General features: G+C 65.8%; 25 protein-coding genes and 1 pseudogene. 18 read left to right on the plus strand and 8 right to left on the minus strand.

Going from position 1 to position 25,637, the window contains the following annotated elements:
* The first annotated feature begins 35 nt into the window (after nucleotides 1–35).
* The 4 genes and pseudogenes from HBE63_RS06560 to ligA all read left to right on the plus strand — a co-directional run bounded on the left by HBE63_RS06560 (nucleotide 36) and on the right by ligA (nucleotide 4,542).
* Nucleotides 36–1,445, plus strand: a complete 1,410-nt coding sequence (locus HBE63_RS06560; protein WP_166904035.1) for an FAD-dependent oxidoreductase — start codon at nucleotides 36–38, stop codon at nucleotides 1,443–1,445.
* 123 nt (nucleotides 1,446–1,568) lie between these two features.
* Nucleotides 1,569–1,691, plus strand: a pseudogene (locus HBE63_RS31855) (helix-turn-helix domain-containing protein); the annotation flags it as partial.
* A gap of 343 nt (nucleotides 1,692–2,034) precedes the next feature.
* Entirely contained in the window at nucleotides 2,035–2,346 is a 312-nt protein-coding gene (locus HBE63_RS06570; RefSeq protein ID WP_166904036.1) for an IclR family transcriptional regulator C-terminal domain-containing protein, read from the plus strand.
* A gap of 99 nt (nucleotides 2,347–2,445) precedes the next feature.
* Nucleotides 2,446–4,542, plus strand: coding sequence for an NAD-dependent DNA ligase LigA (gene ligA, locus HBE63_RS06575; protein ID WP_371815011.1), 2,097 nt, complete (start codon nucleotides 2,446–2,448; stop codon nucleotides 4,540–4,542).
* Between the two features lie 9 nt (nucleotides 4,543–4,551).
* On the opposite strand, the gene HBE63_RS06580 is transcribed toward ligA, so the two are convergent.
* Nucleotides 4,552–5,211, minus strand: coding sequence for an amino acid-binding protein (locus HBE63_RS06580; RefSeq protein ID WP_166904037.1), 660 nt, complete (start codon nucleotides 5,209–5,211; stop codon nucleotides 4,552–4,554).
* 103 nt (nucleotides 5,212–5,314) lie between these two features.
* Here HBE63_RS06580 and gatC point away from each other — a divergent pair, with 103 nt between their 5' ends.
* The 3 genes from gatC to HBE63_RS06595 are packed head-to-tail and all read left to right on the plus strand — an operon-like array spanning nucleotide 5,315 to nucleotide 8,227.
* Nucleotides 5,315–5,653, plus strand: coding sequence for an Asp-tRNA(Asn)/Glu-tRNA(Gln) amidotransferase subunit GatC (gatC, locus tag HBE63_RS06585; RefSeq protein WP_166904038.1), 339 nt, complete (start codon nucleotides 5,315–5,317; stop codon nucleotides 5,651–5,653).
* Nucleotides 5,654–5,658: 5 nt separating this feature from the next.
* On the plus strand, nucleotides 5,659–7,140 hold the full coding sequence (gene gatA / locus HBE63_RS06590; protein ID WP_166909458.1) for an Asp-tRNA(Asn)/Glu-tRNA(Gln) amidotransferase subunit GatA: 1,482 nt from the start codon (nucleotides 5,659–5,661) through the stop codon (nucleotides 7,138–7,140).
* A 55-nt stretch (nucleotides 7,141–7,195) separates the two neighbouring features.
* Complete coding sequence (locus tag HBE63_RS06595; RefSeq protein ID WP_166904039.1) at nucleotides 7,196–8,227, plus strand: ATP-dependent 6-phosphofructokinase; 1,032 nt, start codon at nucleotides 7,196–7,198, stop codon at nucleotides 8,225–8,227.
* A gap of 6 nt (nucleotides 8,228–8,233) precedes the next feature.
* Here HBE63_RS06595 and HBE63_RS06600 read toward each other — a convergent pair whose 3' ends face one another.
* Nucleotides 8,234–8,926: an NAD(P)-dependent oxidoreductase gene (locus HBE63_RS06600; RefSeq protein WP_166904040.1), complete on the minus strand. Its 693-nt coding sequence runs from the start codon at nucleotides 8,924–8,926 to the stop codon at nucleotides 8,234–8,236.
* Between the two features lie 75 nt (nucleotides 8,927–9,001).
* Between HBE63_RS06600 and HBE63_RS06605 the strand changes: the two genes are divergently transcribed.
* A complete protein-coding gene (locus HBE63_RS06605; RefSeq protein ID WP_243858544.1) occupies nucleotides 9,002–9,475 on the plus strand; it encodes a MarR family winged helix-turn-helix transcriptional regulator in 474 nt (157 codons plus the stop codon).
* A 26-nt stretch (nucleotides 9,476–9,501) separates the two neighbouring features.
* Nucleotides 9,502–11,013 (plus strand): Asp-tRNA(Asn)/Glu-tRNA(Gln) amidotransferase subunit GatB, encoded by a 1,512-nt coding sequence (gatB, locus tag HBE63_RS06610; RefSeq protein ID WP_166904042.1) that lies wholly within the window; start codon nucleotides 9,502–9,504, stop codon nucleotides 11,011–11,013.
* 9 nt (nucleotides 11,014–11,022) lie between these two features.
* Here gatB and HBE63_RS06615 read toward each other — a convergent pair whose 3' ends face one another.
* Nucleotides 11,023–11,682, minus strand: a complete 660-nt coding sequence (locus tag HBE63_RS06615) for a TetR/AcrR family transcriptional regulator (RefSeq protein ID WP_166904043.1) — start codon at nucleotides 11,680–11,682, stop codon at nucleotides 11,023–11,025.
* A gap of 101 nt (nucleotides 11,683–11,783) precedes the next feature.
* On the minus strand, nucleotides 11,784–12,905 hold the full coding sequence (locus tag HBE63_RS06620; RefSeq protein WP_166904044.1) for a sorbosone dehydrogenase family protein: 1,122 nt from the start codon (nucleotides 12,903–12,905) through the stop codon (nucleotides 11,784–11,786).
* Nucleotides 12,906–13,041: 136 nt separating this feature from the next.
* Between HBE63_RS06620 and HBE63_RS06625 the strand changes: the two genes are divergently transcribed.
* Entirely contained in the window at nucleotides 13,042–13,884 is an 843-nt protein-coding gene (locus tag HBE63_RS06625) for a DoxX family protein (RefSeq protein WP_166904045.1), read from the plus strand.
* Between the two features lie 25 nt (nucleotides 13,885–13,909).
* Here the strand turns inward: HBE63_RS06625 and HBE63_RS06630 are convergent, their stop codons facing one another.
* On the minus strand, nucleotides 13,910–14,341 hold the full coding sequence (locus HBE63_RS06630; RefSeq protein ID WP_208301314.1) for a PH domain-containing protein: 432 nt from the start codon (nucleotides 14,339–14,341) through the stop codon (nucleotides 13,910–13,912).
* Nucleotides 14,342–14,614: 273 nt separating this feature from the next.
* Between HBE63_RS06630 and HBE63_RS06635 the strand changes: the two genes are divergently transcribed.
* From HBE63_RS06635 to ilvC, 3 genes are all read left to right on the plus strand, one after another.
* Nucleotides 14,615–16,477, plus strand: a complete 1,863-nt coding sequence (locus HBE63_RS06635) for an acetolactate synthase large subunit (protein WP_166904047.1) — start codon at nucleotides 14,615–14,617, stop codon at nucleotides 16,475–16,477.
* A complete protein-coding gene (gene ilvN / locus HBE63_RS06640; protein ID WP_166904048.1) occupies nucleotides 16,477–16,989 on the plus strand; it encodes an acetolactate synthase small subunit in 513 nt (170 codons plus the stop codon). The genes HBE63_RS06635 and ilvN overlap by 1 nt, the downstream gene beginning before the upstream one ends.
* A 67-nt stretch (nucleotides 16,990–17,056) precedes the next feature.
* Complete coding sequence (ilvC, locus tag HBE63_RS06645; protein WP_208301416.1) at nucleotides 17,057–18,058, plus strand: ketol-acid reductoisomerase; 1,002 nt, start codon at nucleotides 17,057–17,059, stop codon at nucleotides 18,056–18,058.
* Nucleotides 18,059–18,131: 73 nt separating this feature from the next.
* Here ilvC and HBE63_RS06650 read toward each other — a convergent pair whose 3' ends face one another.
* Genes HBE63_RS06650 through HBE63_RS06660 form a run of 3 tightly spaced genes read right to left on the minus strand, consistent with a single transcriptional unit; the run spans nucleotide 18,132 to nucleotide 20,556 of the window.
* Nucleotides 18,132–18,470 carry a hypothetical protein gene (locus HBE63_RS06650; RefSeq protein ID WP_166904050.1) on the minus strand — a complete coding sequence of 113 codons (339 nt, stop codon included), beginning with the start codon at nucleotides 18,468–18,470 and terminating at the stop codon, nucleotides 18,132–18,134.
* Nucleotides 18,471–18,517: 47 nt separating this feature from the next.
* Nucleotides 18,518–19,129, minus strand: coding sequence for an NAD(P)H:quinone oxidoreductase (wrbA, locus tag HBE63_RS06655; protein ID WP_166904051.1), 612 nt, complete (start codon nucleotides 19,127–19,129; stop codon nucleotides 18,518–18,520).
* Nucleotides 19,126–20,556, minus strand: coding sequence for an NAD(P)/FAD-dependent oxidoreductase (locus HBE63_RS06660; RefSeq protein ID WP_166904052.1), 1,431 nt, complete (start codon nucleotides 20,554–20,556; stop codon nucleotides 19,126–19,128). Before HBE63_RS06660 ends, wrbA begins: the two co-directional genes overlap by 4 nt.
* 138 nt (nucleotides 20,557–20,694) lie before the next feature.
* Here HBE63_RS06660 and HBE63_RS06665 point away from each other — a divergent pair, with 138 nt between their 5' ends.
* The 5 genes from HBE63_RS06665 to HBE63_RS06685 all read left to right on the plus strand — a co-directional run bounded on the left by HBE63_RS06665 (nucleotide 20,695) and on the right by HBE63_RS06685 (nucleotide 25,603).
* Complete coding sequence (locus tag HBE63_RS06665) at nucleotides 20,695–21,294, plus strand: TetR/AcrR family transcriptional regulator (protein ID WP_166904053.1); 600 nt, start codon at nucleotides 20,695–20,697, stop codon at nucleotides 21,292–21,294.
* Between the two features lie 286 nt (nucleotides 21,295–21,580).
* Nucleotides 21,581–22,084: a flavin reductase family protein gene (locus HBE63_RS06670; protein ID WP_166904054.1), complete on the plus strand. Its 504-nt coding sequence runs from the start codon at nucleotides 21,581–21,583 to the stop codon at nucleotides 22,082–22,084.
* Nucleotides 22,085–22,131: 47 nt separating this feature from the next.
* A complete protein-coding gene (locus HBE63_RS06675) occupies nucleotides 22,132–22,986 on the plus strand; it encodes a mycofactocin-coupled SDR family oxidoreductase (protein WP_166904055.1) in 855 nt (284 codons plus the stop codon).
* A 142-nt stretch (nucleotides 22,987–23,128) separates the two neighbouring features.
* Entirely contained in the window at nucleotides 23,129–24,202 is a 1,074-nt protein-coding gene (locus HBE63_RS06680; protein ID WP_166904056.1) for an LLM class flavin-dependent oxidoreductase, read from the plus strand.
* 30 nt (nucleotides 24,203–24,232) lie between these two features.
* Complete coding sequence (locus HBE63_RS06685; RefSeq protein ID WP_166904057.1) at nucleotides 24,233–25,603, plus strand: NAD-dependent succinate-semialdehyde dehydrogenase; 1,371 nt, start codon at nucleotides 24,233–24,235, stop codon at nucleotides 25,601–25,603.
* Nucleotides 25,604–25,637: the final 34 nt, after the last annotated feature.

Below are 25,637 nucleotides of genomic sequence, written 5' to 3' on the forward strand. Positions count from 1 at the left end.
CCGAATATAGAGAAGATGAAAGTGAGAAGAGAAGGATGCCAAACGAATACGATTACGACGTCGCGGTAATTGGCGGTGGCACCGCCGGTGCCTTCGCTGGGATCGCGGCGGCGGCCACGGGCGCCCGCACCGTGATCATCGAGCAGTACGGCTACCTCGGGGGCATTCTGTCGCTGGGTATGAACCTGCTGGGATCCGCTGACGCCGACGGGTACTGGGCGATGGGCGGATTCCCGCGTGACATCGTCCGCGACCTGATCAAGAACCAGCACGCCACCCCGCCGGTGAAGGACAGCCTATTCGGATCGATCCTGGCCCAGGACCCCGAGCCGTTCAAGATCTACCTGCTCCGGGCGGCCAAGCAGTATGGTGCAGATCTGTTGTTCCACACCATGTTTCTCGATGCCGAAACAGAGGATGGTCACATCACCAAGCTGACCGTCGCCAACAAGGCCGGCATCTCGGAGATCCGGGCCAAGTACTTCGTGGATGCCTCGGGCGACGCCGACGTGGTGGCTCGTGCCGGCGGAGAATTCGTCTTCGGCAACGGGCAGGATGGCGTCACGCAGCCGGTGAGCAACATCTTCCGGGTCGGCGGCGTGAATCTCGGCAACCTGTGGGACTACCTGGAAGAACACCCGGAGGACCGCACCGTGCCCACCGGCTGGTCCGGCCAGCCCTACGACATGGACTACATCCGCAACACCCCCGGCGTGCACCTGATGGCCTTCGGAAACCTGATCAAGGAGGCTAAGGCGGCCGGTGATTTCACCCTGCCGCGCAACCGGCTTGGCATCTACACCCTGCCGGAGCGCGACGACGTGGTGATCAACCTGACCCGGGTGCACGGCATAGATGGCACCGACCCGTGGGACGTCAGCCGCGCCGAGGCCGAAACTCAACTGCAGACCTATGAATCCCTGTACTTCCTCCGCAAGTACGTGCCCGGGTTTCAGCGGTGCTACCTGGCTAACCTTCCGCACCAGCTCGGCGTGCGCGAGTCGCGGCACATCGTGGGCGAGCACACGCTCACCCGCGAGGACGTGCTCGCCGGGCGCGATTTCGACGACCAGGTCGGTCGCGGCGCGTACCCCCTCGACATCCACGACACCGGGATCGGCGCCAAGGTGCTCGGGGCCAAGGTCGAGGGTGGCGGTATCACGTTGAAGTATTTGTCGCGCTCCTACGGGATTCCCAAGCGTGCACTGATCCCCAACGGGTTGGACAACATCCTGGTGGCCGGCCGCTGCATCAGTGCCGATCACGAGGCCGCGGGTTCGGTTCGCGGACAGGCGGTGTGCATGGTCAGCGGTCATGCCGCCGGCACCATCGCTGCGATCGGGGCCAAATCCGGTGCCGCCGCGCGCGATATCCCGCACGGTGAGGTGCAGGACGTGCTGCTGCAGCAGGGGGCGGTGCTGACTCGCAACGACCTGATCGACTAGCAATCATGTTGCGACGGTGGCCATGCCGATGATTCTGTTGCCGCATATGCTCGGCAGTTGGGAACCGGGATCAATCCAGATACGTGCGAACTCCGGGAATTTATCGGACGTTAGGATACCGGCATGGCCACTGATGGCACGCTAGCCAAGGGCTTCATCCTGCTGCAGGTGCTCGTCGAGCATCCCGATGGCGTGACCGTGACCGGCCTGGCCAAGGAGGTCGGACTGCCGGCCAGCACCGTGCATCGGCTGCTGGCCGAGCTGGTCCGGATCGACTTGGTCCGGCTGGACGAGCGCAGCAGGCGATATCAGCTGGGCACCAAGTTGTTCGAACTGCATCAGCGCGCATCGGAGGTGCGGACCCTTCCGGAGGTCATGCTCGCGGTGATGCGCCGGCTGGCCGACAGCACTGGCAGGACCATCTTCATGGGGGCCCGTGAAGGGTCGGAATACTTCTATGTGGAGCGAATCGGCGGATCCGACCGGGTGCAGATCAGAGCCTACGTCGGTGAGCGGCTGCCCATCCATGCCTCCTCGGGCGGCAAGTGCCTGTTGGGATACCTGCCCCCCCGTCGAGCTGGACGCGATCATGCGAACCCTGCACTGGGAGAAGTTGACTCCCAACACGCATATCGACGAAGAGCAGTTCCGTGCCGAATTGCGCCAGGTGGTCGAGGATGGCTACGCGATCAACAACGGGGAGATCCAGGACGGAGTACGGGCCATCAGTGTGCCCGTCATGCGGGCAGGCCGACCCGCATATGCATTGACCGTCGCCGGGCCCGAATTCCGGATGCCTCTGGAGGAGATCACTGGATTTCTGCCCGAACTTCGCGAGGCGGCCCGCGAGATCGAATTGCACCTTCCGCGCGATGACGGCCGGCCCGCGCACACCGCCTGAGTGTTCAGCGACAGCGGCCGCCGATGGCCCGGGGTGTCGGCCTGCTCGACTAGCCTGCTCAGAGTGAGCGAGAAGCCAACCGGAGATGCCGACGCCGTGCTGCCCGAACAGCCCGATGCCGATCTGCGACGACGCTGGCAGGAACTCGCCGAAGAGGTGCGGGGGCATCAGTTCCGGTACTACGTCAAAGACGCACCGATCGTTTCCGATGCCGATTTTGACGTGCTGTTGCGCGAGCTGCAGGCGTTGGAAGACGAGCACCCCGAACTGCGGATCCCGGACTCGCCGACGCAACTGGTCGGCGGGGCCGGATTCGCCACCGAATTCGCCCCCGCCGAGCACCTGGAACGGATGCTGTCCCTGGACAACGTGTTCGATTCCGATGAGCTCTCGGCCTGGGCGGCCCGGATCAGCGTGGAGACAGGTGACACCGCGCACTATCTGTGCGAGCTCAAGATCGATGGCGTCGCGCTGGCTCTCGTCTACCGCAACGGGCGGCTGGTTCGCGCCGCGACCCGCGGCGACGGACGCAGCGGTGAGGATGTGACACTCAACGCCCGCACCATCTCCGACATCCCCGAGCAGCTGGCGGCCTCCGACGAGTTTCCGGTGCCCGATGTGCTGGAGGTACGCGGTGAGGTGTTCTTCCGGGTTGCCGATTTCGAGGATCTCAACGCCGGGTTGGTCGCCGAAGGTAAGCCGCCGTTCGCCAACCCCCGCAACAGCGCGGCGGGCTCGTTGCGGCAGAAGAACCCGGCGGTCACCGCACGGCGCAAGTTGCGGATGATCTGCCACGGGCTCGGTCATATAGAAAGCTCTGGGGGGTTCCCGTTCAAATCCCTGCATGACGCCTACCGGGCGTTGGGTGAATGGGGCCTGCCGGTATCCACCCACACCGCAAAGGTTTCCGGGGTTGCCGCGGTCGCCGAGCGCATCGCCTACTGGGGTGAGCACCGCCACGACGTCGAGCACGAGATCGACGGCCTTGTGGTCAAGGTCGACGAGGTGGCGCTGCAGCGTCGGCTCGGGTCGACGTCGCGCGCCCCGCGGTGGGCGGTGGCCTACAAGTATCCGCCGGAAGAGGCCACCACCAAGCTGCTCGACATCCGGGTGAGTGTGGGGCGGACCGGCCGGGTCACCCCGTTCGCCTATATGGAGCCGGTCAAGGTGGCCGGCTCGACCGTCGGTCTGGCCACGCTGCACAACGCGACCGAAGTTCAGCGCAAGGGGGTTCTGATCGGCGACACCGTGGTGATCCGCAAGGCCGGCGACGTCATCCCCGAGGTGCTCGGTCCGGTGGTCGACCTGCGAGACGGATCCGAGCATGCATTTGTCATGCCGACCAACTGCCCCGAGTGCGGCACCGTTCTGGCCCCGGCCAAGGAGGGTGACGCCGACATCCGGTGCCCGAACACCCGCAGTTGCCCGGCGCAGTTGCGGGAGAGGGTGTTTCACGTCGCGGGCCGCGGCGCGTTCGACATCGAGGGGCTCGGCTACGAGGCGGCCACTGCGCTGCTGCAGGCAGGCGTGATCGCCGACGAGGGCGATCTGTTCACCCTGACCGCCGACCAGCTGCTGCGCACCGAACTGTTCACCACCAAGGCCGGGGAACTGTCGGCCAACGGCAAACGGCTGCTGGCCAATCTGGACAAGGCCAAGGCCCAGCCACTGTGGCGGGTGCTGGTGGCGTTGTCCATCCGCCATGTGGGCCCCACCGCAGCGCGCGCTCTGGCCACCGAATTCGCCAGCCTGGACGCCATCATCGCGGCGAGCGAGGAACAGCTCGCCGCGGTGGAAGGGGTGGGCCCGACGATCGCCGCCGCGGTCATCGACTGGTTCACCGTCGACTGGCACCGCGCGATCGTGGACAAATGGCGCACCGCCGGGGTGCGGATGGCCGACGAACGCGACGCCACGATCGAGCGCACGCTGGAAGGTCTGTCGATCGTGGTGACCGGATCGCTGCCCGGCTTCTCCCGCGACCAGGCCAAGGAGGCCATCATCAGCCGCGGTGGGAAGTCCGCCAGCTCGGTCTCGAAGAAGACCGCCTACGTGGTGGCCGGGGACGCGCCCGGATCCAAATACGACAAGGCCGTCGAACTCGGGGTTCCGATCCTCGACGAGGCCGGCTTCCGGACCCTGCTGGCAGAAGGCCCGCAATCGACGCCGGACGAGGCGACGACCGACGAGAGCTAGCCCGGTCCCTCAGCGCAGAATTGTGGCGACGATCCCGGCCAGGTAACCCAAGCGCGCCACCTCCGAGGGCCGGAAACCCGGGCCGCCGGGACGGCCCAACACGATCGCGGTGTCGTGGTCACCCAGTGGTGCGGCAGCCAGTGTGGTGTCCATGTCGCGCCACACCTGCGGCACCCACTCCTGGGTGCCGTCGAGCACGGTGGCCCGCTGCAACGGCAACCACGGCGCTGACTTCGCCTGGGTCTCGGGAGCGCCGTGACTTGCCGCGACACGTTCTACGCCGCTACCGGTGGACCGGACCACGGTGCACCAGCTGACGCGCAGAACCCGTGGCGCTTCTTCGGCCAGCACCTTCAGTCGGTCGGCCTTCGAACGCGCCGCCGCGACGTGGTCGATCAATTCGAGTTCGCGGTGCGCCTCGAGCAGCCCGGTATGCGGGCGGATGCTGTCGACATAGACGCCGGAAAGGCTTTCGGCGGCGGTGATCAAGGTGTCGGGCATCGAGCCCAGCGGCAGGTCGACGACCAGATCGTCGATCGCGTAGCCGGTACCGCGCTCGACGACGTCGAGGGACAGGATGTCGGCACCGACCGAGCCGAGTGCTACGGCGAGCGAGCCGAGGCTGCCTGGTCGGTCCTCGAGCTGGACCCGCAGCAGATACGAAGGCACGCGCATCACTGTTGCACAGGGGGAGCGCCGGGGCATGCCGGTGTAGCGCCGGGTGTACTGCCGACGGGAGCCCGATTTGGTGGCGTGACTAGGCTGCTTTGTCGTGTCGAAGATCTCCCGAGACGAGGTTGCCCATCTGGCGCGTCTGGCGCGTCTGGCGCTGACCGATGACGAACTGGACAGTTTCGCCGGACAGCTGGATGCCATCCTCGGCCATGTCAGCCAGATCCAGTCCGTCGACGTCACCGGTGTGGAAGCGACGGACAATCCGCTTTCGCGGCGGGCAGGAGCGCAGCGACCTGGGGAGACAACCGGGATCGTCAACGTCAGCAGGCCTGACGTTGTCGTGCCGTGCCTGACGCAGGAGGAAGCGCTGGCCGCGGCGCCGCGCGCCGAAGACGGCCGCTTCGCTGTGCCGCGGATTCTCGGAGAGGGTGAATGACCAGCATGAGTGAGCTGACCCGTCGCGATGCGGCGACCCTGGGTGCCCAGATCGCGGCCAAGGAGGTCTCCTCGACCGAGGTGACCCAGGCCCACCTGGATCAGATCGCGGAGACCGACGACCGCTTCAACGCCTTTCTGCACGTGGCGGCGGATTCCGCTCTGGCCGCGGCGGCTCGGGTCGACGCTGCCGTGGCGGCCGGCGAGACGCTGCCTTCGCCGTTGGCCGGGGTGCCGTTGGCCCTCAAGGACGTCTTCACCGCCACCGATATGCCGACCACCGCGGGGTCCAAGATCCTCGAAGGTTGGCGTGCGCCGTACGACGCGACCGTCACCGCCAAGCTGCGCGCCGCAGGCATCCCGATCCTCGGCAAGACCAACATGGACGAATTCGCCATGGGCTCGTCGACGGAGAACTCGGCCTACGGCCCGACCCGCAACCCGTGGAACACCGAGCGGGTGCCGGGGGGTTCGGGCGGCGGTAGCGCCGCGGCGCTCGCCGCCTATCAGGCGCCGCTGGCCATCGGCACGGACACCGGCGGGTCGATCCGGCAGCCGGCCGCGCTGACCGCAACCGTCGGCGTCAAACCGACGTACGGCACGGTGTCGCGCTACGGCCTGATCGCTTGCGCGTCCTCGTTGGACCAGGGTGGGCCCTGCGCCCGCACGGTGCTGGACACCGCCCTGCTGCACCAGGTGATCGCCGGTCATGACTCGTATGACTCCACCTCCGTCGACGCCCCGGTGCCCGATGTGGTCGGTGCGGCTCGGGCCGGTGCGGCAGGCGATCTCACAGGTGTTCGGGTCGGCGTCGTCAAGCAGTTGCGTGGCGAGGGATACCAGCCCGGCGTGCTGGAGTCGTTCAATGCCGCGGTCGCCCAGCTGACTGCGCTCGGCGCCGAGGTCACCGAGGTCGACTGCCCGCATTTCGACCACGCGATGGATGCCTACTACCTGATCCTGCCCTCGGAGGTGTCGAGCAACCTGGCCCGGTTCGACGCCATGCGCTTCGGGCTGCGCGTCGGCGACGACGGCACGCACAGCGCCGAAGAGGTCATGGCGCTGACCCGGGCCGCCGGGTTCGGCCCGGAGGTCAAGCGCCGGATCATGATCGGCACCTACGCGTTGTCGGCCGGCTACTACGACGCCTACTACAACCAGGCGCAGAAGGTGCGGACGCTGATCGCCCGCGATCTGGAGCAGGCCTACCAGAGCGTGGATGTCCTGGTGTCCCCGGCGACGCCGACGACGGCGTTCCGGCTGGGGGAGAAGGTCGACGATCCGCTGGCCATGTACCTGTTCGACCTGTGCACGCTGCCGCTGAACCTGGCCGGGCACTGCGGCATGTCGGTGCCGTCGGGTCTCTCGCCCGACGACGGCCTGCCGGTCGGACTGCAGATCATGGCGCCGGCCCTGGCCGATGACCGGCTCTACCGCGTCGGCGCAGCCTACGAGGCGGCTCGCGGTCCGCTGCCCAGCGCGTTGTAGGCGGTCACGGCCTTATCCCCGGCACGGTTGTGTCGGGCGGGGCAAGATGGTGCGCATGCGCATCGGAGTTCTCACCGGCGGCGGTGATTGTCCTGGCCTGAACGCGGTGATCCGGGCGGTGGTGCGTACCTGCGACCAGCGCTACGGCTCGTCGGTGGTCGGATTCCTCGACGGCTGGCGTGGTCTGTTGGAGGATCGTCGTATCCAACTGGCCAACGACGATCGCAACGACCGGCTGCTGGCCAAGGGCGGAACCATGTTGGGCACCGCCCGGGTCAATCCCGACAAGCTGCGGGCCGGCCTGGACCAGATCAAGCAGACCCTTGAAGACAACGGGATCGACGTGCTGATCCCGATCGGCGGTGAAGGCACGCTGACTGCCGCGCACTGGTTGTCCGAGGAGAATGTCCCGGTGGTCGGGGTGCCCAAGACCATCGACAACGACATCGACTGCACGGACGTGACTTTCGGACACGACACGGCGCTGCAGGTGGCCACCGAGGCCATCGACCGGCTGCACAGCACCGCCGAATCGCACCAACGGGTCATGTTGGTCGAGGTGATGGGCCGGCATGCCGGCTGGATCGCGCTGAGCGCCGGGCTGGCCTCGGGTGCGCACATGACGTTGATCCCCGAACAGCCGTTCGACGTCGAAGAAGTGTGCCGGCTGGTCAAGAAGCGGTTCCAGCACGGATCGTCACACTTCATCTGCGTGGTGGCCGAGGGTGCGAAGCCGGCGGAAGGCACCATGCAGCTGCGCCAGGGCGGAATGGATGAGTTCGGCCATGAGAAATTCACCGGTGTGGCACAGCAATTGGCGTACGAGGTGGAGAAGCGGATCAAGAAGGATGTCCGGGTGACCGTGCTGGGGCACGTCCAGCGCGGCGGTACCCCGACGGCCTACGACCGGGTGCTCGCCACCCGGTTCGGGGTGAACGCGGCTGACGCCGCGCATGCCGGCGAGTTCGGGATGATGGTGTCGTTACAGGGGCAGGACATCGGCCGGGTATCGCTGGCCGATGCGACCCGCCACCTCAAACTGGTACCGCAGTCCCGTTACGACGACGCCGCGGAGTTCTTCGGGTAGGCCGCGTCACGCGCTCTTGAGCGCTTCGCGGCGTAGCAACTGCCACATGGACGGGGTGCCGACCGTCGTCGAAATCGTCACGGTTGCACCGGTTTCGGGTGTTTGGGCCAGCTTCAGCAGGTAGTGGGCGAGATCGGTGCGGGAGGTGAACGCGCCCACCGGGTCGCACTGGCCCGCGATGTATTCAGTGACATCCGGCAGGTCGAACAGGCCGGACGGCCGCACGATCGTCCAGTTCAGTCCACTGGCGCTCACGATGTCCTCCATCCGGCGCATGTCGGCATACAGGGTCTTGCCGAAGATGCGGCTGATCACGGGCTGGACCAGACGCAGCGCGAACGGCGTATCGGTGCGGCCGGGGTAGTCGTCGATCGCGGTGGAGCTCACGACGGCCAACTTCTCGACTCCGGTCGCGCGCATCGCCGTGACGATGTTGCCCATCCCGACGGAGTAGGTGTCGATGGGCTCCTTGGTGAACGTGACGCCCAGGGTGGACAGCACCGCGTCGGCATCGTCGACGGCGTCGGTGACAGCCGCTGCGTCGCGCACATCGGCCTCGGCCACGGTGAGTGCAGGTCCGGTGATGGGGAACGCCCCGGGGTGGCGGGTGACCGCCACGACGCGGTGGCCGGCGTCGAGGGCTCGGCGGGTGAGCAGACGTCCGGTTGCCCCGTTGGCGCCGAAGATGACGATTTGCATGAAAGCCTCCCAATTAGTCACTAGTTGTGACAATCAAGATATATGACAATCACTAGGAGTGCTAGTGTTGGCATCGTGGCCGAGGATCCGACCGGTGTTTCCGCGCTCGACGAGCGCATACCGTTCCTGCTGTCCCAATTGGGTGCGTATGTGGCCGATGGCTTCAAGACCAGGCTCGAGCCGCTGGGCCTGCATCCCCGGGCCACCGCGGTTCTGTTGGCGCTGGCCGGTGTCGATGGGCAGTCTCAGCGCGAACTGTGCGAGCGTCTCGGTCTGCATCGCAATGTCATGGTCACGCTGATCGACACTCTGGAAGCCGACGGGCTGGTCGAGCGCCGGCCGCATCCCGAGGATCGGCGGGCATTTGCGGTATCTCTGACCGAGCGGGCGCGCGAGTTGGTCCCGGCCCTCGACTCCGCAGGTCGTGCGCTCGAGGACGAGGTGACCGCGTCGCTGTCCGACGATGAACGGGCCGCGCTGCGGTACATGCTGCGCCGACTGTCGGCCGCGGCGGGACTGATCCCTGGCGTCCACCCCGGACTGACCTGATCCGGGGCCCAACTAGGATCGACGGCATGTCTGTCGCTACCGCTGAACTCGTTGACTACGACGACGTCATCGCCACCTATGAGCCCGTGATGGGCATGGAGGTACACGTCGAGCTGTCAACGGCCACCAAGATGTTCTGCGGCTGCGCCAACCAGTTCGGAGCCGAGCCCAACACGCTCGTCTGCCCGGTGTGCCTGGGGCTGCCCGGTTCGCTGCCGGTGCTCAACGAGGCGGCGGTCGAGTCGGCGATCCGCATCGGCCTGGCGCTCAACTGCGATATCGCGCCGTGGGGCCGGTTCGCCCGGAAGAACTACTTCTATCCCGACCAACCGAAGAACTACCAGATCTCGCAGTACGACGAGCCGATCGCGGTCAACGGCTATCTCGACGTGCCGCTCGACGATGGCACCACCTTTCGCGTGGAGATCGAGCGTGCGCACATGGAGGAGGACACCGGCAAGCTGACCCACCTGGGCAGCGATACCGGCCGCATCGCGGGTGCGACGACCTCGCTCGCTGATTTCAATCGTGCCGGCGTTCCGCTCGTCGAGATCGTCACCAGGCCCATTGAGGGGACCGGGGCACGCGCACCGGAGATCGCCCGCGCCTATGTCACGGCACTGCGCGACCTGCTGCGCGGCCTGGGTGTATCGGATGTGCGGATGGACCAGGGATCGATGCGGTGTGACGCGAACCTGTCCCTCAAGTCGGTCGGCGCTGCCGAGTTCGGCACCCGCACCGAGACCAAGAACGTGAACTCACTCAAGAGCGTCGAGGTGGCGGTCCGGTACGAAATGCGCCGTCAGGCAGCAGTTCTCAATGCCGGTGGCACGGTGACGCAGGAGACGCGGCATTTTCACGAGGACGGCTACACGTCGCCCGGCCGCAGCAAGGAGACCGCGGAGGACTACCGGTACTTTCCCGAGCCCGACCTTGAGCCTGTCGCCCCCGCCGCGGAGCTCGTCGAACGCCTGCGCAAGACCATCCCTGAGCTGCCGTGGTTGGCGCGCAAGCGGATTCAGCAGGATTGGGGTGTCTCCGACGAGGTGATGCGTGATCTGGTCAACGCCGGCGCGGTGGAGTTGGTGGCCGCCACCGTCGAGCAAGGCGCCTCCAGTGGGGCTGCCCGCGCCTGGTGGGGCAACTTCCTGGTGCAGAAGGCGAATGAGTCCGAGGTCGAGCTGGAGGGGCTGCCTATCACCCCGGCCCAGGTGGCCGCCGTTGTCAAGCTCGTCGACGAGGGCAAGCTGTCCAACAAGCTGGCCCGCCAGGTCATCGAGGGAGTGCTGGCCGGTGAGGGTGAGCCCGAGCAGGTGATGACCGACCGGGGCTTGGCGCTCGTGCGCGACGACTCGGTGATCCAGGCCGCCATTGATAAAGCGCTCGAGGCTCAGCCCGACGTCGCGGACAAGATCCGCGGCGGCAAGATCCAGGCCGCCGGGGCGATCGTCGGCGCGGTGATGAAGGCGACCAAGGGCTCGGCCGACGCGGCCCGGGTGCGCGAGTTGGTGCTGGCCGCCTGCGGCCAGAGCGGGTAAGCCCGCCCGTCAACTCACCGTGCGGGCGAACATCGTCATCGCCGCAGCGGCATATTGTTCGAGCCGTTCGCGCGGGTAGCTGGCCGGGTCATGCACTGCCAGGCGGCCCAACATCTCGGCGAACGACAGCAAGGTGTGGCCGAGAAGCTCGGGATCCAGTTCAGAAAACCGGGGATCCACCGCGATGCCTGCTTTCGCCATTTGCTCGACCTGCGTGAGGATCTGGTTGCGGGCGTTGCGGACCGCCGCGTGAAAGTCCCGCGGAGCGCTGTCGGGCACCGTGAGGATGAGCCGCCAGCGCGCCGGGTTCTCCAACACGCAGCGCAGGAAGCCGGTGACGGTCGCGGTGTAGGCATCTGCCGGTCCGGTTACCGAAAGGTTTTTGGGCAGGGTGGCCAGGACCTGGCTCACTCCGTGCCGATGCTCGCGGATGAGCAACGCGGTCACCAGCTCGGTGCGGGTCCGGAACGCGGTATAGAGGACGGGTTTGCCGACGCCGCCGGCCTCGGCGACTGCCTCCATCGTCAGCTCGTGCAGGGGGCAACCATGGAGCACGGTCAAGGCTGCGTCCAGCAGTTGCTCGCGCCGTTCTTCACGCGGTAGCCGCGGTGCATATCTGCGGCGCTGGCGGTCAGGCACCCGGGTAATGGTACGTGATAGGCGAACCATTTCTAAGGGTGCATCATGCGCGTTGTATTCATACCGACCGGTTGGCGCGGCCGGCTCCGGTCACGCCAAAAGAGTCGATCTATAACGAAAAGTCTTGTGCCTCAGGTGTTGTCGGCATTACTCCGCGGGAAGCCGCCACCCTGCGGGAAGAGAGGGAAGACGACGTCGTCGAAGTTCTCGGCATCTCCGACAGTCCGGTTCACCGTCGCCCCCCACACGTTGCCGTCTGGCGAGAGCTGCAACGCCCACGCATGCCCGCGCACGTTCTCGCGGACCACCTCCGGGTCTCCGGTGACCGCACCCGTATCGGGTGCCAGTCGCACTGCGACGGTCTTCTTGGAATTGACCAGGTTGACCAACACCGTGCCCTCGAGTGCGGCGCAGCCGGCGACACCGGGCCGGTCCGGCCAGGTCCACACCGTGGACACCTTCGAGTCCTTGGTGATCCGCTGCAACCGGTCGGCACTCGGAGTGCGGTCGGTGACGTAGAGCGAGCCGTCCGATGAATCGACGCACATGCCTCCGCCGGCACCCAAGTCGCTCAGTGCCGTGGTGACCGGGGCCTGGTTGACCGTGGTGGGCTGCTCGATGCGCAGCACCTTGCCGGCCAGCGATCCGGGATCGGCGGCCAGCGCCGGGTCGCCCGCATCGCCCGTCTGCACCAACAGGGTGGTCTTGCTGGTGAATGTCAGCGACCCGGTATTGCCGGTAGCGCCCTTGGGGATGCCGGTCAGGATCGGCTTCGGCACGTCGCCGTCGGCGATGCGGATCACCCGGTTGTCGGTCGGTGTGCTGACGTAGGCGTACATCAGCCGGTCCTGACCGTAGGTCGGCGACAAGACGATGTCCATCAGGCCGCCGTCGCCCGACGGATCCACCGGGATCATCACTTTGACCTTCGGTTCGGCTTTCACCGACACCTGCTTGACCGCGCCGGTGAGCCGTTCGGCGACCAGGGCGGACTGGCTGTCGGGCAGCATGATCAGTCCGCTGGTGCTGTCCAGGCAGCCCTGCATCACACCCGTCGCCTTGCATTCTTTGGGGAACGGCTTGGCCGGCAGTGGTGGCGGCGGTGGTGGTGTCGTGGTCGGCCCCGGTGCCATCTTGGGCTCAGTGGTGAAGGGCTCGGACTGGGCCGCGTCGAATCGGGCACAGCCCGACCCGACAAGCATCGCGGCACACAGAACGGCGGCCACCCCCGTCATCCGCCGGCGCGATCTCATGCCCGCCAGATTACGGATTGCTCGGCAGTGCGCGCCACGTCGGGACCTCGCGTCGTACCCGTAGCAGTCCGATACCAGGCGGAAGCGCCGGGGTAAATACTCGGATCGGACCGGACTTGCACTTACCCTGGCAGCTGTGACCAGCCACCCACAGGACCCACAAGCCTGGCAACGACCGGGTTACTCGGACGATTCCGCCAGGCCGGCCGGGGCCAGCCTGGTCGATCCCGAAGACGACCTGCCGTCGGAGAACTACGGCGGCGACTTCGAGACCACCGCGATTCCCCGTTACGACTCGAAATCGGGCGACCAGTCGGCGTTCAGCCTGGTCGCCGACCCGGAGCCACTGCCGTACGTACAAGCCGGCGGGCCCGCCCCGATGGGGCCGTTCTCGGCCGAACCGGCCGAGATCGAGCGCGACGAGTTCGTCGACGACCGCGTCCGGGCTGCCGGCCGACGCGGCACCCAGGACCTCGGCCTGCTGATTCTGCGCGTAGCGCTCGGCGGGCTGATGATCATCCACGGCCTGCAGAAGGCCTTCGGCTGGTGGGGCGGCCCAGGGCTGGACGGGTTCAACTCATCGCTGGACGAGATGGGCTTCAAGAACGCCGACATCCTGACCTACGCGGCCACCGGCGGGCAGATCGCCGCCGGCGTGCTGCTGGTTCTCGGGTTGTTCACCCCCATCGCGGCTGCCGGCGCACTGGCCTACCTGATCAACGGGGTGCTGGCCACCGCGATGGCGGCACATGAGCAGGCCCGCCTCGCCGAAGTCATCACCGACGGCACCGAATACCGGTTGATCGTCGTCGTCGCCGCGGCCGCGATCATCCTGACCGGGCCGGGACGCTACGGATTCGACGCCGGCCGCGGCTGGGCCCGGCGCCCGTTCGTCGGATCCTTCGTGGCCCTGGTGCTCGGCGTGGCCGGCGGCATCGCCATCTGGGTGCTGCTCAACGGCGGCAACCCGCTCGGCTGAAACGACGCTGAACGTCGTTGAATTGTCAGGCGTACGGATTCGGTACGCGGCCGCCACTCACCTCGGTGAGCAACGGCAGTGTCGCGAATGTCACGGCAGGCAGGCGCAGGTCGGTCCCGTCGTTCAAATCGGCAATCGCCCAGGACGACCGGTCGAATCGCAGTCCCTTGATATCGGCCCACGACACCGTGCGGCTGCGCGTCAGCGACCGTGCGGTGACGGTGTCGGCATCAGCGGTCGTGCGGTACCGGATGATGGCCGCCGACAACGCAATCGGGATCACCAGTAGCACCGAGAACAAGGTCGGATTGGTCAGGACCAGCGTCAGCAGGCCGAGCGTCAGGAATCCGACTGCCAGGTGTGCCATGGGCGATATCCGGATGACGACAGGGGCGGTTGCCGATCGTGCGCTCACGTGTTCATCCTTGCACCACCCGGAGGGCCGCCCCGCCGGCATCACCGGACGTCCTGCCCCTTGCTGAACCAATTTGACCTTTAACCTGTACGGCAGCTACCGTCAGGTGCTATGCAGACCCCCGGATTGCTCGTAGTAATTGGTTGGCGCGTTGATGCCGCGCTGGCCCTCTGCCGGGCATAGCAACCGCATCGACGCGCCACCCTCGTACAGCTACCGGCTGACGGGGGTTTTTTATTTGCCAAAAGGCGCCGCCACCAGTGAAAAAAGAGATTTCCTGAACAGGAACGTGAATAGGACCGTGAAGAGGACATCGTGAGCGCACCGACAACGCGACCGCCAGCCCGGTCGGGAACCGCGCCTGCCAACGGCGCAGCCAACGCCAAATCAGAATCGGGACAGCCCAATCGGGTTGCACCGGAGCAGCTCACCGGCGCCCAGGCGGTCGTCCGGTCGCTGGAGGAGCTCGGCGTCGACGTCGTCTTCGGCATCCCCGGTGGCGCCGTGCTGCCGGTCTACGATCCGCTGTTCGACTCGCAGAAGCTGCGGCACGTGCTGGTCCGGCATGAGCAGGGTGCCGGCCACGCTGCCAGCGGCTATGCGCACGCCACCGGCAAGGTCGGCGTGATGATGGCGACGTCGGGTCCCGGCGCGACCAACCTGATCACCCCGCTGGCCGACGCCCAGATGGACTCCATCCCCGTGGTGGCAATCACCGGGCAGGTGGGTCGCAGCCTGATCGGCACCGACGCCTTCCAGGAAGCCGACATCACCGGCATGACCATGCCGATCACCAAGCACAACTTCCTGGTGCGCAACGGTGACGACATCGCCCGGGTGATGGCCGAGGCCTTCCACATCGCCAGCTCGGGGCGCCCGGGCGCGGTGCTCGTCGACGTTCCCAAGGACATCCTGCAGGGCCAGTGCACCTTCTCCTGGCCGCCGCAGATGGACCTGCCCGGGTACAAGCCGAACACCAAGCCGCACAGCCGTCAGGTGCGTGAAGCCGCGAAGCTGATCGCCGCGGCGCACAAGCCGGTGCTCTACGTCGGTGGTGGTGTCATCCGTGGTGAGGCCAGTGCCGAACTGCTCGAGCTGGCCGAGCTGACCGGCATCCCGGTCGTCACCACGCTCATGGCCCGGGGCGCGTTCCCGGACAGCCACCCGCAGCACCTGGGTATGCCGGGCATGCACGGCACCGTGGCCGCGGTGGGTGCGTTGCAGAAGAGCGACCTGCTGATCGCCCTGGGCACGCGCTTCGATGACCGCGTGACCGGCCAGCTCGACTCCTTCGCGCCCGACGCCAAGGTGATCCATGCCGATATCGATCCGGCGGAGATCGGCAAGAACCGGCATGCCGACGTTCCGATCGTGGGTGACGTGAAGGCGGTCATCACCGATCTGATCGAGGTGCTGCGCCGCGACGGAACGACCAGTGCCGCACTGAAACTGGACGACTGGACGGAGTACCTGTCCGGCCTGAAGACGACCTACCCGCTGAGCTACGGGCCGCAGAGCGACGGCAGCCTGAGCCCCGAGTACGTCATCGAGAAGCTCGGTCAGATCGCCGGACCCGAAGCGGTCTATGTCGCCGGGGTCGGCCAGCACCAGATGTGGGCCGCGCAGTTCGTCAAGTACGAGAACCCGAAGACGTGGCTGAACTCCGGTGGCCTGGGCACCATGGGCTTCGCCGTCCCGGCGGCCATGGGCGCCAAGTTCGCCCGCCCCGAGGCCGAGGTGTGGGCCATCGACGGTGACGGCTGCTTCCAGATGACCAACCAGGAGCTGGCCACCTGTGCCATCGAGGGCGCGCCGATCAAGGTGGCGTTGATCAACAACGGCAACCTGGGCATGGTGCGGCAGTGGCAGACGCTGTTCTATGGCCAGCGTTACAGCCAGACCGATCTGGCCACGCACTCGCGTCGAATTCCGGACTTCGTCAAGCTGGCCGAGGCGCTGGGGTGCGTCGGGCTGCGCTGCGAGCGGGCCGAAGACGTCGAGGACGTCATCAACCAGGCCCGGGCCATCAACGACCGCCCGGTGGTCATCGACTTCATCGTCGGTGCCGACGCGCAGGTGTGGCCGATGGTCGCCGCCGGCACCAGCAACGACGAGATCATGGCGGCCCGGGACATCCGGCCGCTGTTCGACGAAAACGACGACGAGGGGCATGCCTGATGAGCAACACCACCCCCACCCACACGCTTTCGGTGCTGGTCGAGGACAAGCCCGGCGTTCTCGCCCGGGTGGCCACGCTGTTCTCCCGTCGTGGCTACAACATCCAGTCCCTGGCTGTGGGTGCCACCGAGCAGAAGCACATGTCGCGGATGACGATCGTCGTCAGTGTCGAGGAATCGCCGCTGGAGCAGATCACCAAGCAGCTCAACAAGCTGATCAACGTGATCAAGATCGTCGAGCAGGAGGAGGACGGTTCGGTCTCCCGCGAACTCGCGCTGATCAAGGTGCGCGCCGACGCGAGCAATCGCGGCCAGGTCATCGAAGCGGTGAACCTGTTCCGCGCCAAGGTCGTTGACGTTTCCACCGAGTCGCTGACAGTGGAAGCGACCGGTACGGCGGAGAAGCTGGAGGCCCTGCTGCGGGTCCTCGAGCCCTACGGTATCCGTGAGATCGCACAGTCCGGGATGGTGTCGGTCTCGCGCGGTCCCCGTGGTATCAGCGCAGTGAAGTAAGCACGTCAAGTAGCGTTAATCGGCTGTAGAGATAGAAAGAGAAGGAAAATTTCGCATGGCAGTTGAGATGTTTTACGACGCCGACGCGGACCTGTCGATCATCCAGGGTCGTAAGGTCGCCGTCATCGGCTACGGCAGCCAGGGACACGCGCATTCGCTGTCGCTGCGCGATTCCGGCGTGCAGGTCAAGGTCGGCCTGAAAGAGGGCTCGAAGTCCCGCGTCAAGGTCGAGGAGCAGGGCCTCGAGGTCGACACCCCGGCCGAGGTCGCCAAGTGGGCCGATGTCATCATGGTGCTCGCGCCCGACACCGCGCAGGCCGAGATCTTCAAGAACGACATCGAGCCCAACCTGCAGGACGGCAATGCGCTGTTCTTCGGCCACGGCCTCAACATCCACTTCGGTCTGGTCAAGGCCCCGGCCAACGTCACCGTCGGCATGGTCGCCCCCAAGGGCCCCGGCCACCTGGTGCGTCGCCAGTTCGTCGATGGCAAGGGTGTGCCCTGCCTGATCGCCGTCGACCAGGACCCGAAGGGCGAGGGCCAGGCCCTGGCGCTGTCCTACGCCGCCGCGATCGGCGGTGCCCGCGCCGGCGTCATCAAGACCACGTTCAAGGAAGAGACCGAGACCGACCTGTTCGGTGAGCAGGCCGTCCTGTGCGGTGGCACCGAAGAACTGGTCAAGGCCGGCTTCGATGTCATGGTCGAGGCCGGTTACGCGCCGGAGATGGCCTACTTCGAGGTGCTGCACGAGCTCAAGCTCATCGTCGACCTGATGTACGAGGGCGGCATCGCCCGGATGAACTACTCCGTGTCCGACACCGCGGAGTTCGGTGGCTACCTGTCGGGTCCGCGCGTCATCGATGCCGACACCAAGCAGCGCATGAAGGACATCCTGACCGACATCCAGGACGGCACGTTCGTCAAGCGCCTGGTCGCCAACGTCGAGGGCGGCAACAAGGAGCTCGAGGCGCTGCGCAAGGCCAACGCCGAGCACCCGATCGAGGTCACCGGCAAGAAGCTGCGCGACCTGATGAGCTGGGTCGACCGGCCGATCACCGAAACGGCCTAATTCCCTTACGCCGACTGGCCAGTTATCGCACGCAAGCTACGAAAAAGCGTGCCATAACTGGCCTTTCGGCTTTCTAGATGATGGTGTAACCGATTGCGGCCAGTGTGCGGGCCACACTTCTGCCGTCTGCGCTGCCCGGGAGCTTCTCGATGCTGTCGATCTGCAGGCCTTCGCCGACCACGCCGTAGAGTTCGGTCGAGACCGGATCATCTGGCTCCGGCGGCTCGATCCGCCCATCAGGGTAGATGCACTGCGCTCGCATGGCCCAAGTTGTCTGTGCGGCCGCGACGACGTTGTAGCCACACAGCGGCGGGCTCACGTGATAGAGCTTCATGTCGCCGACAGCAATGATCTTCATGACCGGATCGGTATGTGGCACGGAACCCACCAACCGAGCGATGCCAGTGTTCATCGCTCAAATCTAAGCGCCGGTCGGGCGCGTGCAGCGCAGCACTTTTCTTACGAACCCAGCCGCGCGGCCACACTCACCACGCGCCGGGCCAGGTGATCCAGCGCGTTGTAGGTGGCGTCATCGAATTCGCCGATGTTGTCGTGGTTGGCGATCAAGCTCGCGCCGTACGGGTTGCCATCGACGAACTTGAGCGGGTCGGTGTAGCCGGGCGGCACGATGATCCCGCCCCAGTGCATCAGCGTGACGTACAGCGTCAGCAGCGTGGTCTCCTGGCCGCCGTGCGCGGTGTTGGTCGAGGTGAACCCGGCGTAGACCTTGTCGGCGAGCTTGCCCTGTGACCACAGGCCACCGAGCGAATCGAGGAATCCACGCAATTGCGAAGCGACAGAACCGAACCGGGTGGGGGAGCCGAAGATCACCGCATCCGCCCACACGATGTCGTCACCGGTCGCCGTCGGAAGATCCTTGGTGGCTTCGTAATTGGAAGTCCAGGCCGGATTGTGGGCAAAGGATTCCGGATCCTGGGTCTCGGCGACATGGCGTAGGCGCACCTCGGCACCTGCGGACTCCGCGGTGGCAGTGACGCGCTGAGCCATCGTGGTGCCATGGCCGGTTGCGGAGTAGTAGATGACGGCGACCTTGGGTGCAGAGTTGGTCATGGCGCCAGCTTAGGCAGATCCGTGATGCCGAACTCGCGTTTCAGCACGGTGCGAGCTGCGTAGAAGCCGGCCATCCCGTGCACGCCGCCGCCGGGCGGGGTCGCCGACGAGCACAGATACGCCTTGGGGATCGGTGTGGTCCAGGGGTTGAACCGCGGAGTGGGCCCGAGCAGCGCGCTGGCCATGTTGTTGCCGCCGACGCCGATGTCGCCGCCGACGAGGTTGGCGTTGTGTTCGTCCATCTGTGACGCGGGCACGCTGCGGACCCCGACCACCAGATCGCGGAAGCCTGGGGCAAATCGTTCGAAGATGTCGGTGACGGCTGCGGCCATGTCCCGCGTCGAATTGTTGGGTACGTGGACATAGGTCCACAGTGGGCGACGGCCGGCGTCATCGATGCGCGCCGGGTCGGCGATATGGGGGAGTGCGGCCAGCACCATCGGCCACTCGGCGTGACGGCCCGCGGCGATCTCGGACTCGGCCAGTGCCATCTGGGCCCGGCTGCCACCCAGATGCAGTGTCGGCGCCTGGGTCAGACGCGGGTCACGCCAAGGGATCTCGCCGCTCAGCACGAAATCGACCTTCGCCACCCCCGGACCGTAGCGGTAGCGGCTCAACGCCCTGGCGTAGCGAGGCGGCAGGGCCTTGCCGTAGATCGACAGCAGCGCGGTCGGTGCGGTGTCGTAGATGACCACGCCCGACGGTGGTTCGGTGACCTCGTGTCCGAGGAGGAGTTCGCCGCCGTGCGCGGTGAGATCGGCGATCAGCGCATCGGGGATGGCCTGGGATCCGCCGATCGGGATCGGCCATCCGACCGCATGTCCCAGCGTCGCCAGCATCAGACCGGCGCCTCCCGAAACCAGAGAGGGCATGGTTGAAATCGTGTGTGCGGCAACACCGCTGAACAATGCCCGGGCGTCCTCGCCTTTGAGTGACCGCCACAACGGCGTGCCTTGGGCCAGGAGCCGGGGTGCGACGCGCGCTGCTGCGGTCAGCGACGGCGGCAGCGACCGCTTGTCGCCGAGGATCAGGCCGACCACGTCATCGCACTCGGCAGCCAGCGGACCGAGCAGCCGTCGCCAGGAATCTCCGTGGTCCAGTTCGGAGCAGGTGCGCTCGATGTCGCGGTAACCGATCGCCGCCGGGCGGTGCTGCAACGGGTTGGCATAGGAAATCTCGGGGACCGCCAGTTGGACCCCGCGGGCGGTCAGGTCGTAGGCGGCGAAGAACGGCGACGCCAGCGCGAGCGGGTGCACCGCCGAACAGATGTCGTGGCCGACGCCGGAGAACTCCGGGTCGGGCAGGGTGCGAGCGCCGCCACCAGGGGTGGGTTGTGCTTCGATGACGCGTACCGACAATCCGGCTCGGGCGCAGATGACGGCGGCGGACAGGCCGTTGGGGCCGCTGCCGACGATTGTGACGTCCACGCCACCAGTACACCGCACGCGGTTCGGCTGTGGTAGTGGCCGCCCGGTCTCGTACCGAGGACACCACGAAACCAGCCGGGCTTCCTCGGCTTGGGAGGACGACCGATACAGTCAAGTCACGAGGAAGGCGGTGACAACATGGCGCATGTGCCGAGCGCGGATCGGCGGCGGCAATTCATCGAGGCCGCCTCGCGTGTCATCGAAACGCATGGAGTGGCCCGCGCCACGACGCGGAACATTGCCCAAGAGGCCGGCGCACCACTGGGTGCTCTGCACTACTGCTTCGGTACCAAAGAAGAGCTGTTCGAGGCGGTTTCGCATACTTTCGGCCGATTGAACCTGGCGCCGGCAATGGAGAGCGTGCGTCCCGGCATGGGTATCACCGCGGCGGTGCCGGTACTGCTGCAGTCGACCGCGAAGTTCATTGCCGCCAACATCACCTCGGAGCTGGGCGAGCTCGAAATCTACGTGTGGGCGCTGCGCAACGGCCGACCGGAGATGCCACGGCGTACGTACGAAATCTGGATGGGGCTTGTCGAGGAAGCCCTGCGCACTGCCCGCACCGAGGATGAGCTGGACCAAGACATCTCGGCCATAACGCGGTTGCTGGCGAGTCTGGTGGATGGCTGCGCATTGATGGAGCTGATGACCAGCGAGCAACGTCTCGAGGAATCGGCTGAGAGCGCCAGCCGCACCGTTGTCGCGGCCATTGAAGCGGGTGTCTTCCGCCGCAACTGACGCGCGGCGTTGTGGTGCAGGCACCGCACCTGTCAAAGCAAATGTTTCCCTGCCACTTTCATTCGGCAGAGCATTTCTCCGGCTCGATGCCGGAAACCCCGGGTCGAACACGCTTGCCGGCAATCCACTGACGCGGGTTGTTGCGGGGGTTGGCCGCGGTCTTGCTGGTGATTTCCACCGACCTCTTGACAGCCTGTGGGCCAGGACACAATACTTCTGGTCAACCGACTAGGTCATTTGACCAAATCAACTGACCCAATCAAGTTCAGCCCGAGAGGAGTCATCGATGTCGCAGGTAGAGACGCTGTCGACCGATCCGACGAAGCTTCGTTCGGTCCTGGGCTGTTTCCCGTCTGGCGTGGTGATCGTGACCGGTCAGACCGAGTCGGAGTGCGTCGGTCTGACGGTCCAGTCCTTCATGGCACTCTCGCTGGAACCGCCTCTGGTGCTGCTGTCGATAGCGCGAACTTCGACCAGCTGGCCGGCGATCAAGGCCAACGGCCGGTTCGGTATCAACGTCCTCGGTGAATCCGCCGCTGACTTGGCGTCGGAATTCGCACGCAGTGGCGGGCCGAAATTCGACTCATGTGAATGGCATCCGGGCCTGATGACGGGATCGCCCGTGTTGCCGGGTGCGATTGCGTGGATCGAAGCCGAGATCTGGCAGCTCTACGACGGCGGCGATCATGAGATCGTCGCGGCCCGTGTTCTTGATCTCGGTGCTGTGGAAGGGGATTCGCGGCCGTTGCTCTTCTTCCGATCGAATTTCACCCGCCTCGCTGCCGGGTAGAGCTCTTCTCGCAGTGAATGTCAATCCCGATGAAAGGACGAGAACACATGGGAATGTTGGAAGGCAAAGTAGTGATGGTCACGGGTGCGGCCCGTGGTCAAGGACGCGCACACGCGATCGCGAGCGCTCGGGAGGGCGCGGACGTCATCCTGGTCGACGCCGTCCGGCAGATCGAGACGGTGCCATACGCACTGGCCGAGCCGTCTGACCTTGAGCACAGCGCAAAGGAAGTGGAAGCACTGGGCCGTAAGGCCATCCAGGTGGTGGCCGACGTACGGTCGCAGTCGGACCTCGATGCCGTCGTACAGCAGGGCATCGCCGAGCTGGGCAAGATCGATTGCCTGATCGCCAACGCCGGGATCTGGAGCTTGGGTCCGTTCTGGGAGCTCACCGAACAGGCCTGGGCGGACGAGGTCGACATCAATCTCACCGGCGTGTGGAAGAGCGCAAAGGCCGTGGCGCCGCACATGATCGAGCGTCAGCAGGGATCGATCGTCATCACCGGTTCCATCGACGCCCTCGAGCCAGGTGGTGGCTACGCGCACTACACGGCTTCCAAGTACGGCGTGATCGGCTTGATGAAGAGCGTTGCGCTGGAACTGGCCCCGCACGGTGTCCGGGCGAACTGCATTTGCCCCGGGTTTGTGGACAGCGGCATGACCAACAACACGCCGATGTACGACATGGTCGCGGGCCACGAGGGCGGCACCCGGGACGAATTCATCCACAACGGATACAACTTCACCGCCCTCAAGGGCGTGACCGCCATGGAGCCGTCACGGATGGCCGACACCGCGCTGTATCTGAACTCGGACCTGGCCGCGAGGGTCACCGGAGTGGTCATCCCGGTGGATGCAGGCCACATGCTGCTCTCGGGCCACAACCACAATCCTGTCCGCTAGCGCCATCCGCACCGGATCGGCTCCACCGCAGGGCAGTAACGACAACTGGGCTGCGAATCCGGGTCGGTCCGGCGCGGAAGCGCCCCTGAACCGCAATTGCGCGACGAAATCCGCCGCGTGCTCTCGTCAACAAGGAGAAACGATGAAATTCGGAACATTCCATCTGCCGTATTCATTGGATTACGCGGACGGCAAGCGTCCGGCGAAAGATGTCATCGACTGGGATCTGCAGGTCGTGGAGTGGGCCGACCGGTATGGCCTCGACGAGGCGTTCTTCGCCGAGCACTTCACCGTGGGTGCCGAACCGAGCCCGGCCCCCGACGCCATGATCGCCGCTGCCTCGCAACGCACTTCGCGGATTCGCCTCGGAGCGGGTGCCCACCTGTTGCCGTACCACAATCCGATCGCGCTGGCGCACCGGATCATGTGGCTCGATCACATGACCGGCGGGCGCTACATCGCGGGCATGGCTCCGGGTGCGTATCCCAGTGACGCCCAGATGTTCTCGACCGGCAAGAACAACAACGAGATGATGATCGAAGCGCTCGACATCATCGAGTCGATCTGGACCAAACCGGCGCCATTCACGATCGCCGGCAAGTACTGGTCGGTCGACATGCCCGACTATGACCCGGAGTTGAAAGGCCCGCATCTGCGGCCTTTGCAGGACCCACACCCGCCGATCGCCATGACTGGCATGCAGCCGAAGTCGCCGACGCTGGCGCTCGCGGGTGAACGCGGTTACCTGCCGATGAGCCAGCAGCTCGGCAACGAAACGCTGCGCCAGCAGTGGGCGACCTACGACGAGGCGGCACGCGCGGCCGGCCATCAGACCACCAGGTCCGACTGGCGCATCTTCCGCGACTTCTTCGTTGCGGACACCGACGAGCAAGCCCGGGATGCGGTGATCAACGGGGCCGCGGGCAAGACATGGGAGGCGATCCTGCTGCCCGTCTTCAAGAAGATGAACCTGCTGCCGATGCTGGCCGGGGACATGGATCCCGAGAAGGTCGACCTCGATTGGCTGGCTGACAACTTCTGGCTGGTCGGCTCACCGGCCACGGTGCGGGAGAAGGTCCGTGAGTTCAACAAAGAGTGCGGTGGCACGGGAACGATTATCTCGTTCACCTACGACTACAGCGACACCCCGGAGCTGTACGAGCGCAACTTCGAGCTCATGGGCAAAGAGGTCATGCCCGCTCTCGCCGACCTCTGAACACCGATCAACCCCATCAAGGAGTCAACCGTGACTTTGTACAGAGTGCTGAACCCGGCAACCGAGGAGACCGAAAGGGAATATCCCACTGCCAGTTCCGAGGAGATTACCGAGGTGCTCGACCGGACCGACCGCGCGTATCCGCTGTGGCGCGCTACGCCGATCGATGAGCGTGCGGAAATTCTGTTGCGGGTCGCCGACACCATCGAGAAGCGTGCCGAGGAGCTGGGTTCCATCGTCACACGGGAGATGGGCAAGCTCATCGGCTCTGCGGTGGGGGAAGCGAAGTTCTCGGCGTCGATATTCAGGTATTACGCCGAGAACGGTGCCAGGCTCTTGACCGATGAGCAGTTGATCTCGGAATTGCCCGGCACATCGCTGATTCGGCGAACACCGATCGGACCGGTCTTCGGCATCGCGCCGTGGAACTACCCGTACTTCCAGATCGCCCGAGTTGCAGCACCGAATTTGATCATCGGAAACACTCTGGTGCTCAAGCACTCTCCGCAATGCCCGGAGTCGGCGTTGGCGTTCGAGGCGCTGCTTCACGAGAGCGGCGTTCCACAGGACGCCTACATCAACGTGTTCGCCGATATCGAGCAGGCGTCCACGATCATCGCCGATCGGCGGATCCACGGGGTTTCCTTCACCGGCAGCGAGCGCGCGGGGCAGTCGGTCGCCGAGATCGCCGGCGCGAATCTGAAAAAGGTCGTTCTCGAGCTCGGCGGGTCGGACCCGTACATCGTGCTCGACACCGACGATGTACCGGCTGTGGCGCGGACGTGCGCCAAGGCTCGCGTGGCGAACGCCGGTCAGGTCTGCAACGGCGCCAAGCGTTTCCTCGTCGCCGACGAGCTGTACGACGACTTCCTGTCTGAATTCGTCGCGGTGATGGGTGAACAGGTCACCGGCGATCCCTACGATCCCGCGACCGCGTATGGCCCGCTCGCCTCGGAGCAGGTCGTCTGCACACTCGTAGACCAGATCGACGATGCGGTCAGCAAGGGCGCGACGGTGCACTGCGGCGGTAAGCGACTGTCGGGCCCAGGGTATTTCGTCGAGGCCACGGTCCTCAGTGGGGTGAACCCGCAGATGCGCGCCTATCACGAAGAACTTTTCGGACCGGTTGCAGTGGTGCACCGTGTTGCCGACGCCGACGAGGCCATCGCCTTGGCCAACGACAACCCGTACGGACTCGGTAGCGCGGTCTTCACTCAGGACGACGCAACCGCGATGAAGGTTGCCGAGCAGCTCGAAACCGGGATGGTTTGGATCAACGAGGCAGAGGGCGACTCACCTGATCTGCCGTTCGGAGGAACCAAACGTTCCGGTATCGGACGGGAATTGGGCCCCTTGGGATTGGACGAGTACGTCTACAAGAAGTTGATCCACATCCCCTGATCTGCATGGGGTTGGTTCACCCCGGGTGAAGGGC

It is taken from the genome of Mycobacterium sp. DL440 (assembly GCF_011745145.1).
In the GTDB taxonomy this organism is placed as follows: Bacteria; Actinomycetota; Actinomycetes; order Mycobacteriales; family Mycobacteriaceae; genus Mycobacterium.

Bases quoted from the DNA above. Each gene is read 5' to 3' on its own strand.
- HBE63_RS06560 (WP_166904035.1), top strand. From the start codon at position 36: ATGCCAAACGAATACGATTACGACGTCGCGGTAATTGGCGGTGGCACC.
- HBE63_RS06570 (WP_166904036.1), top strand. From the start codon at position 2,035: ATGCGAACCCTGCACTGGGAGAAGTTGACTCCCAACACGCATATCGAC.
- gatA (WP_166909458.1), top strand. From the start codon at position 5,659: ATGAGTGAGCTGACCCGTCGCGATGCGGCGACCCTGGGTGCCCAGATC.
- HBE63_RS06595 (WP_166904039.1), top strand. From the start codon at position 7,196: ATGCGCATCGGAGTTCTCACCGGCGGCGGTGATTGTCCTGGCCTGAAC.
- HBE63_RS06600 (WP_166904040.1), bottom strand. From the start codon at position 8,926: ATGCAAATCGTCATCTTCGGCGCCAACGGGGCAACCGGACGTCTGCTC.
- gatB (WP_166904042.1), top strand. From the start codon at position 9,502: ATGTCTGTCGCTACCGCTGAACTCGTTGACTACGACGACGTCATCGCC.
- HBE63_RS06615 (WP_166904043.1), bottom strand. From the start codon at position 11,682: ATGGTTCGCCTATCACGTACCATTACCCGGGTGCCTGACCGCCAGCGC.
- HBE63_RS06620 (WP_166904044.1), bottom strand. From the start codon at position 12,905: ATGAGATCGCGCCGGCGGATGACGGGGGTGGCCGCCGTTCTGTGTGCC.
- HBE63_RS06630 (WP_208301314.1), bottom strand. From the start codon at position 14,341: ATGCCGGCGGGGCGGCCCTCCGGGTGGTGCAAGGATGAACACGTGAGC.
- ilvN (WP_166904048.1), top strand. From the start codon at position 16,477: ATGAGCAACACCACCCCCACCCACACGCTTTCGGTGCTGGTCGAGGAC.
- ilvC (WP_208301416.1), top strand. From the start codon at position 17,057: ATGTTTTACGACGCCGACGCGGACCTGTCGATCATCCAGGGTCGTAAG.
- HBE63_RS06650 (WP_166904050.1), bottom strand. From the start codon at position 18,470: ATGAACACTGGCATCGCTCGGTTGGTGGGTTCCGTGCCACATACCGAT.
- wrbA (WP_166904051.1), bottom strand. From the start codon at position 19,129: ATGACCAACTCTGCACCCAAGGTCGCCGTCATCTACTACTCCGCAACC.
- HBE63_RS06665 (WP_166904053.1), top strand. From the start codon at position 20,695: ATGGCGCATGTGCCGAGCGCGGATCGGCGGCGGCAATTCATCGAGGCC.
- HBE63_RS06670 (WP_166904054.1), top strand. From the start codon at position 21,581: ATGTCGCAGGTAGAGACGCTGTCGACCGATCCGACGAAGCTTCGTTCG.
- HBE63_RS06675 (WP_166904055.1), top strand. From the start codon at position 22,132: ATGGGAATGTTGGAAGGCAAAGTAGTGATGGTCACGGGTGCGGCCCGT.
- HBE63_RS06680 (WP_166904056.1), top strand. From the start codon at position 23,129: ATGAAATTCGGAACATTCCATCTGCCGTATTCATTGGATTACGCGGAC.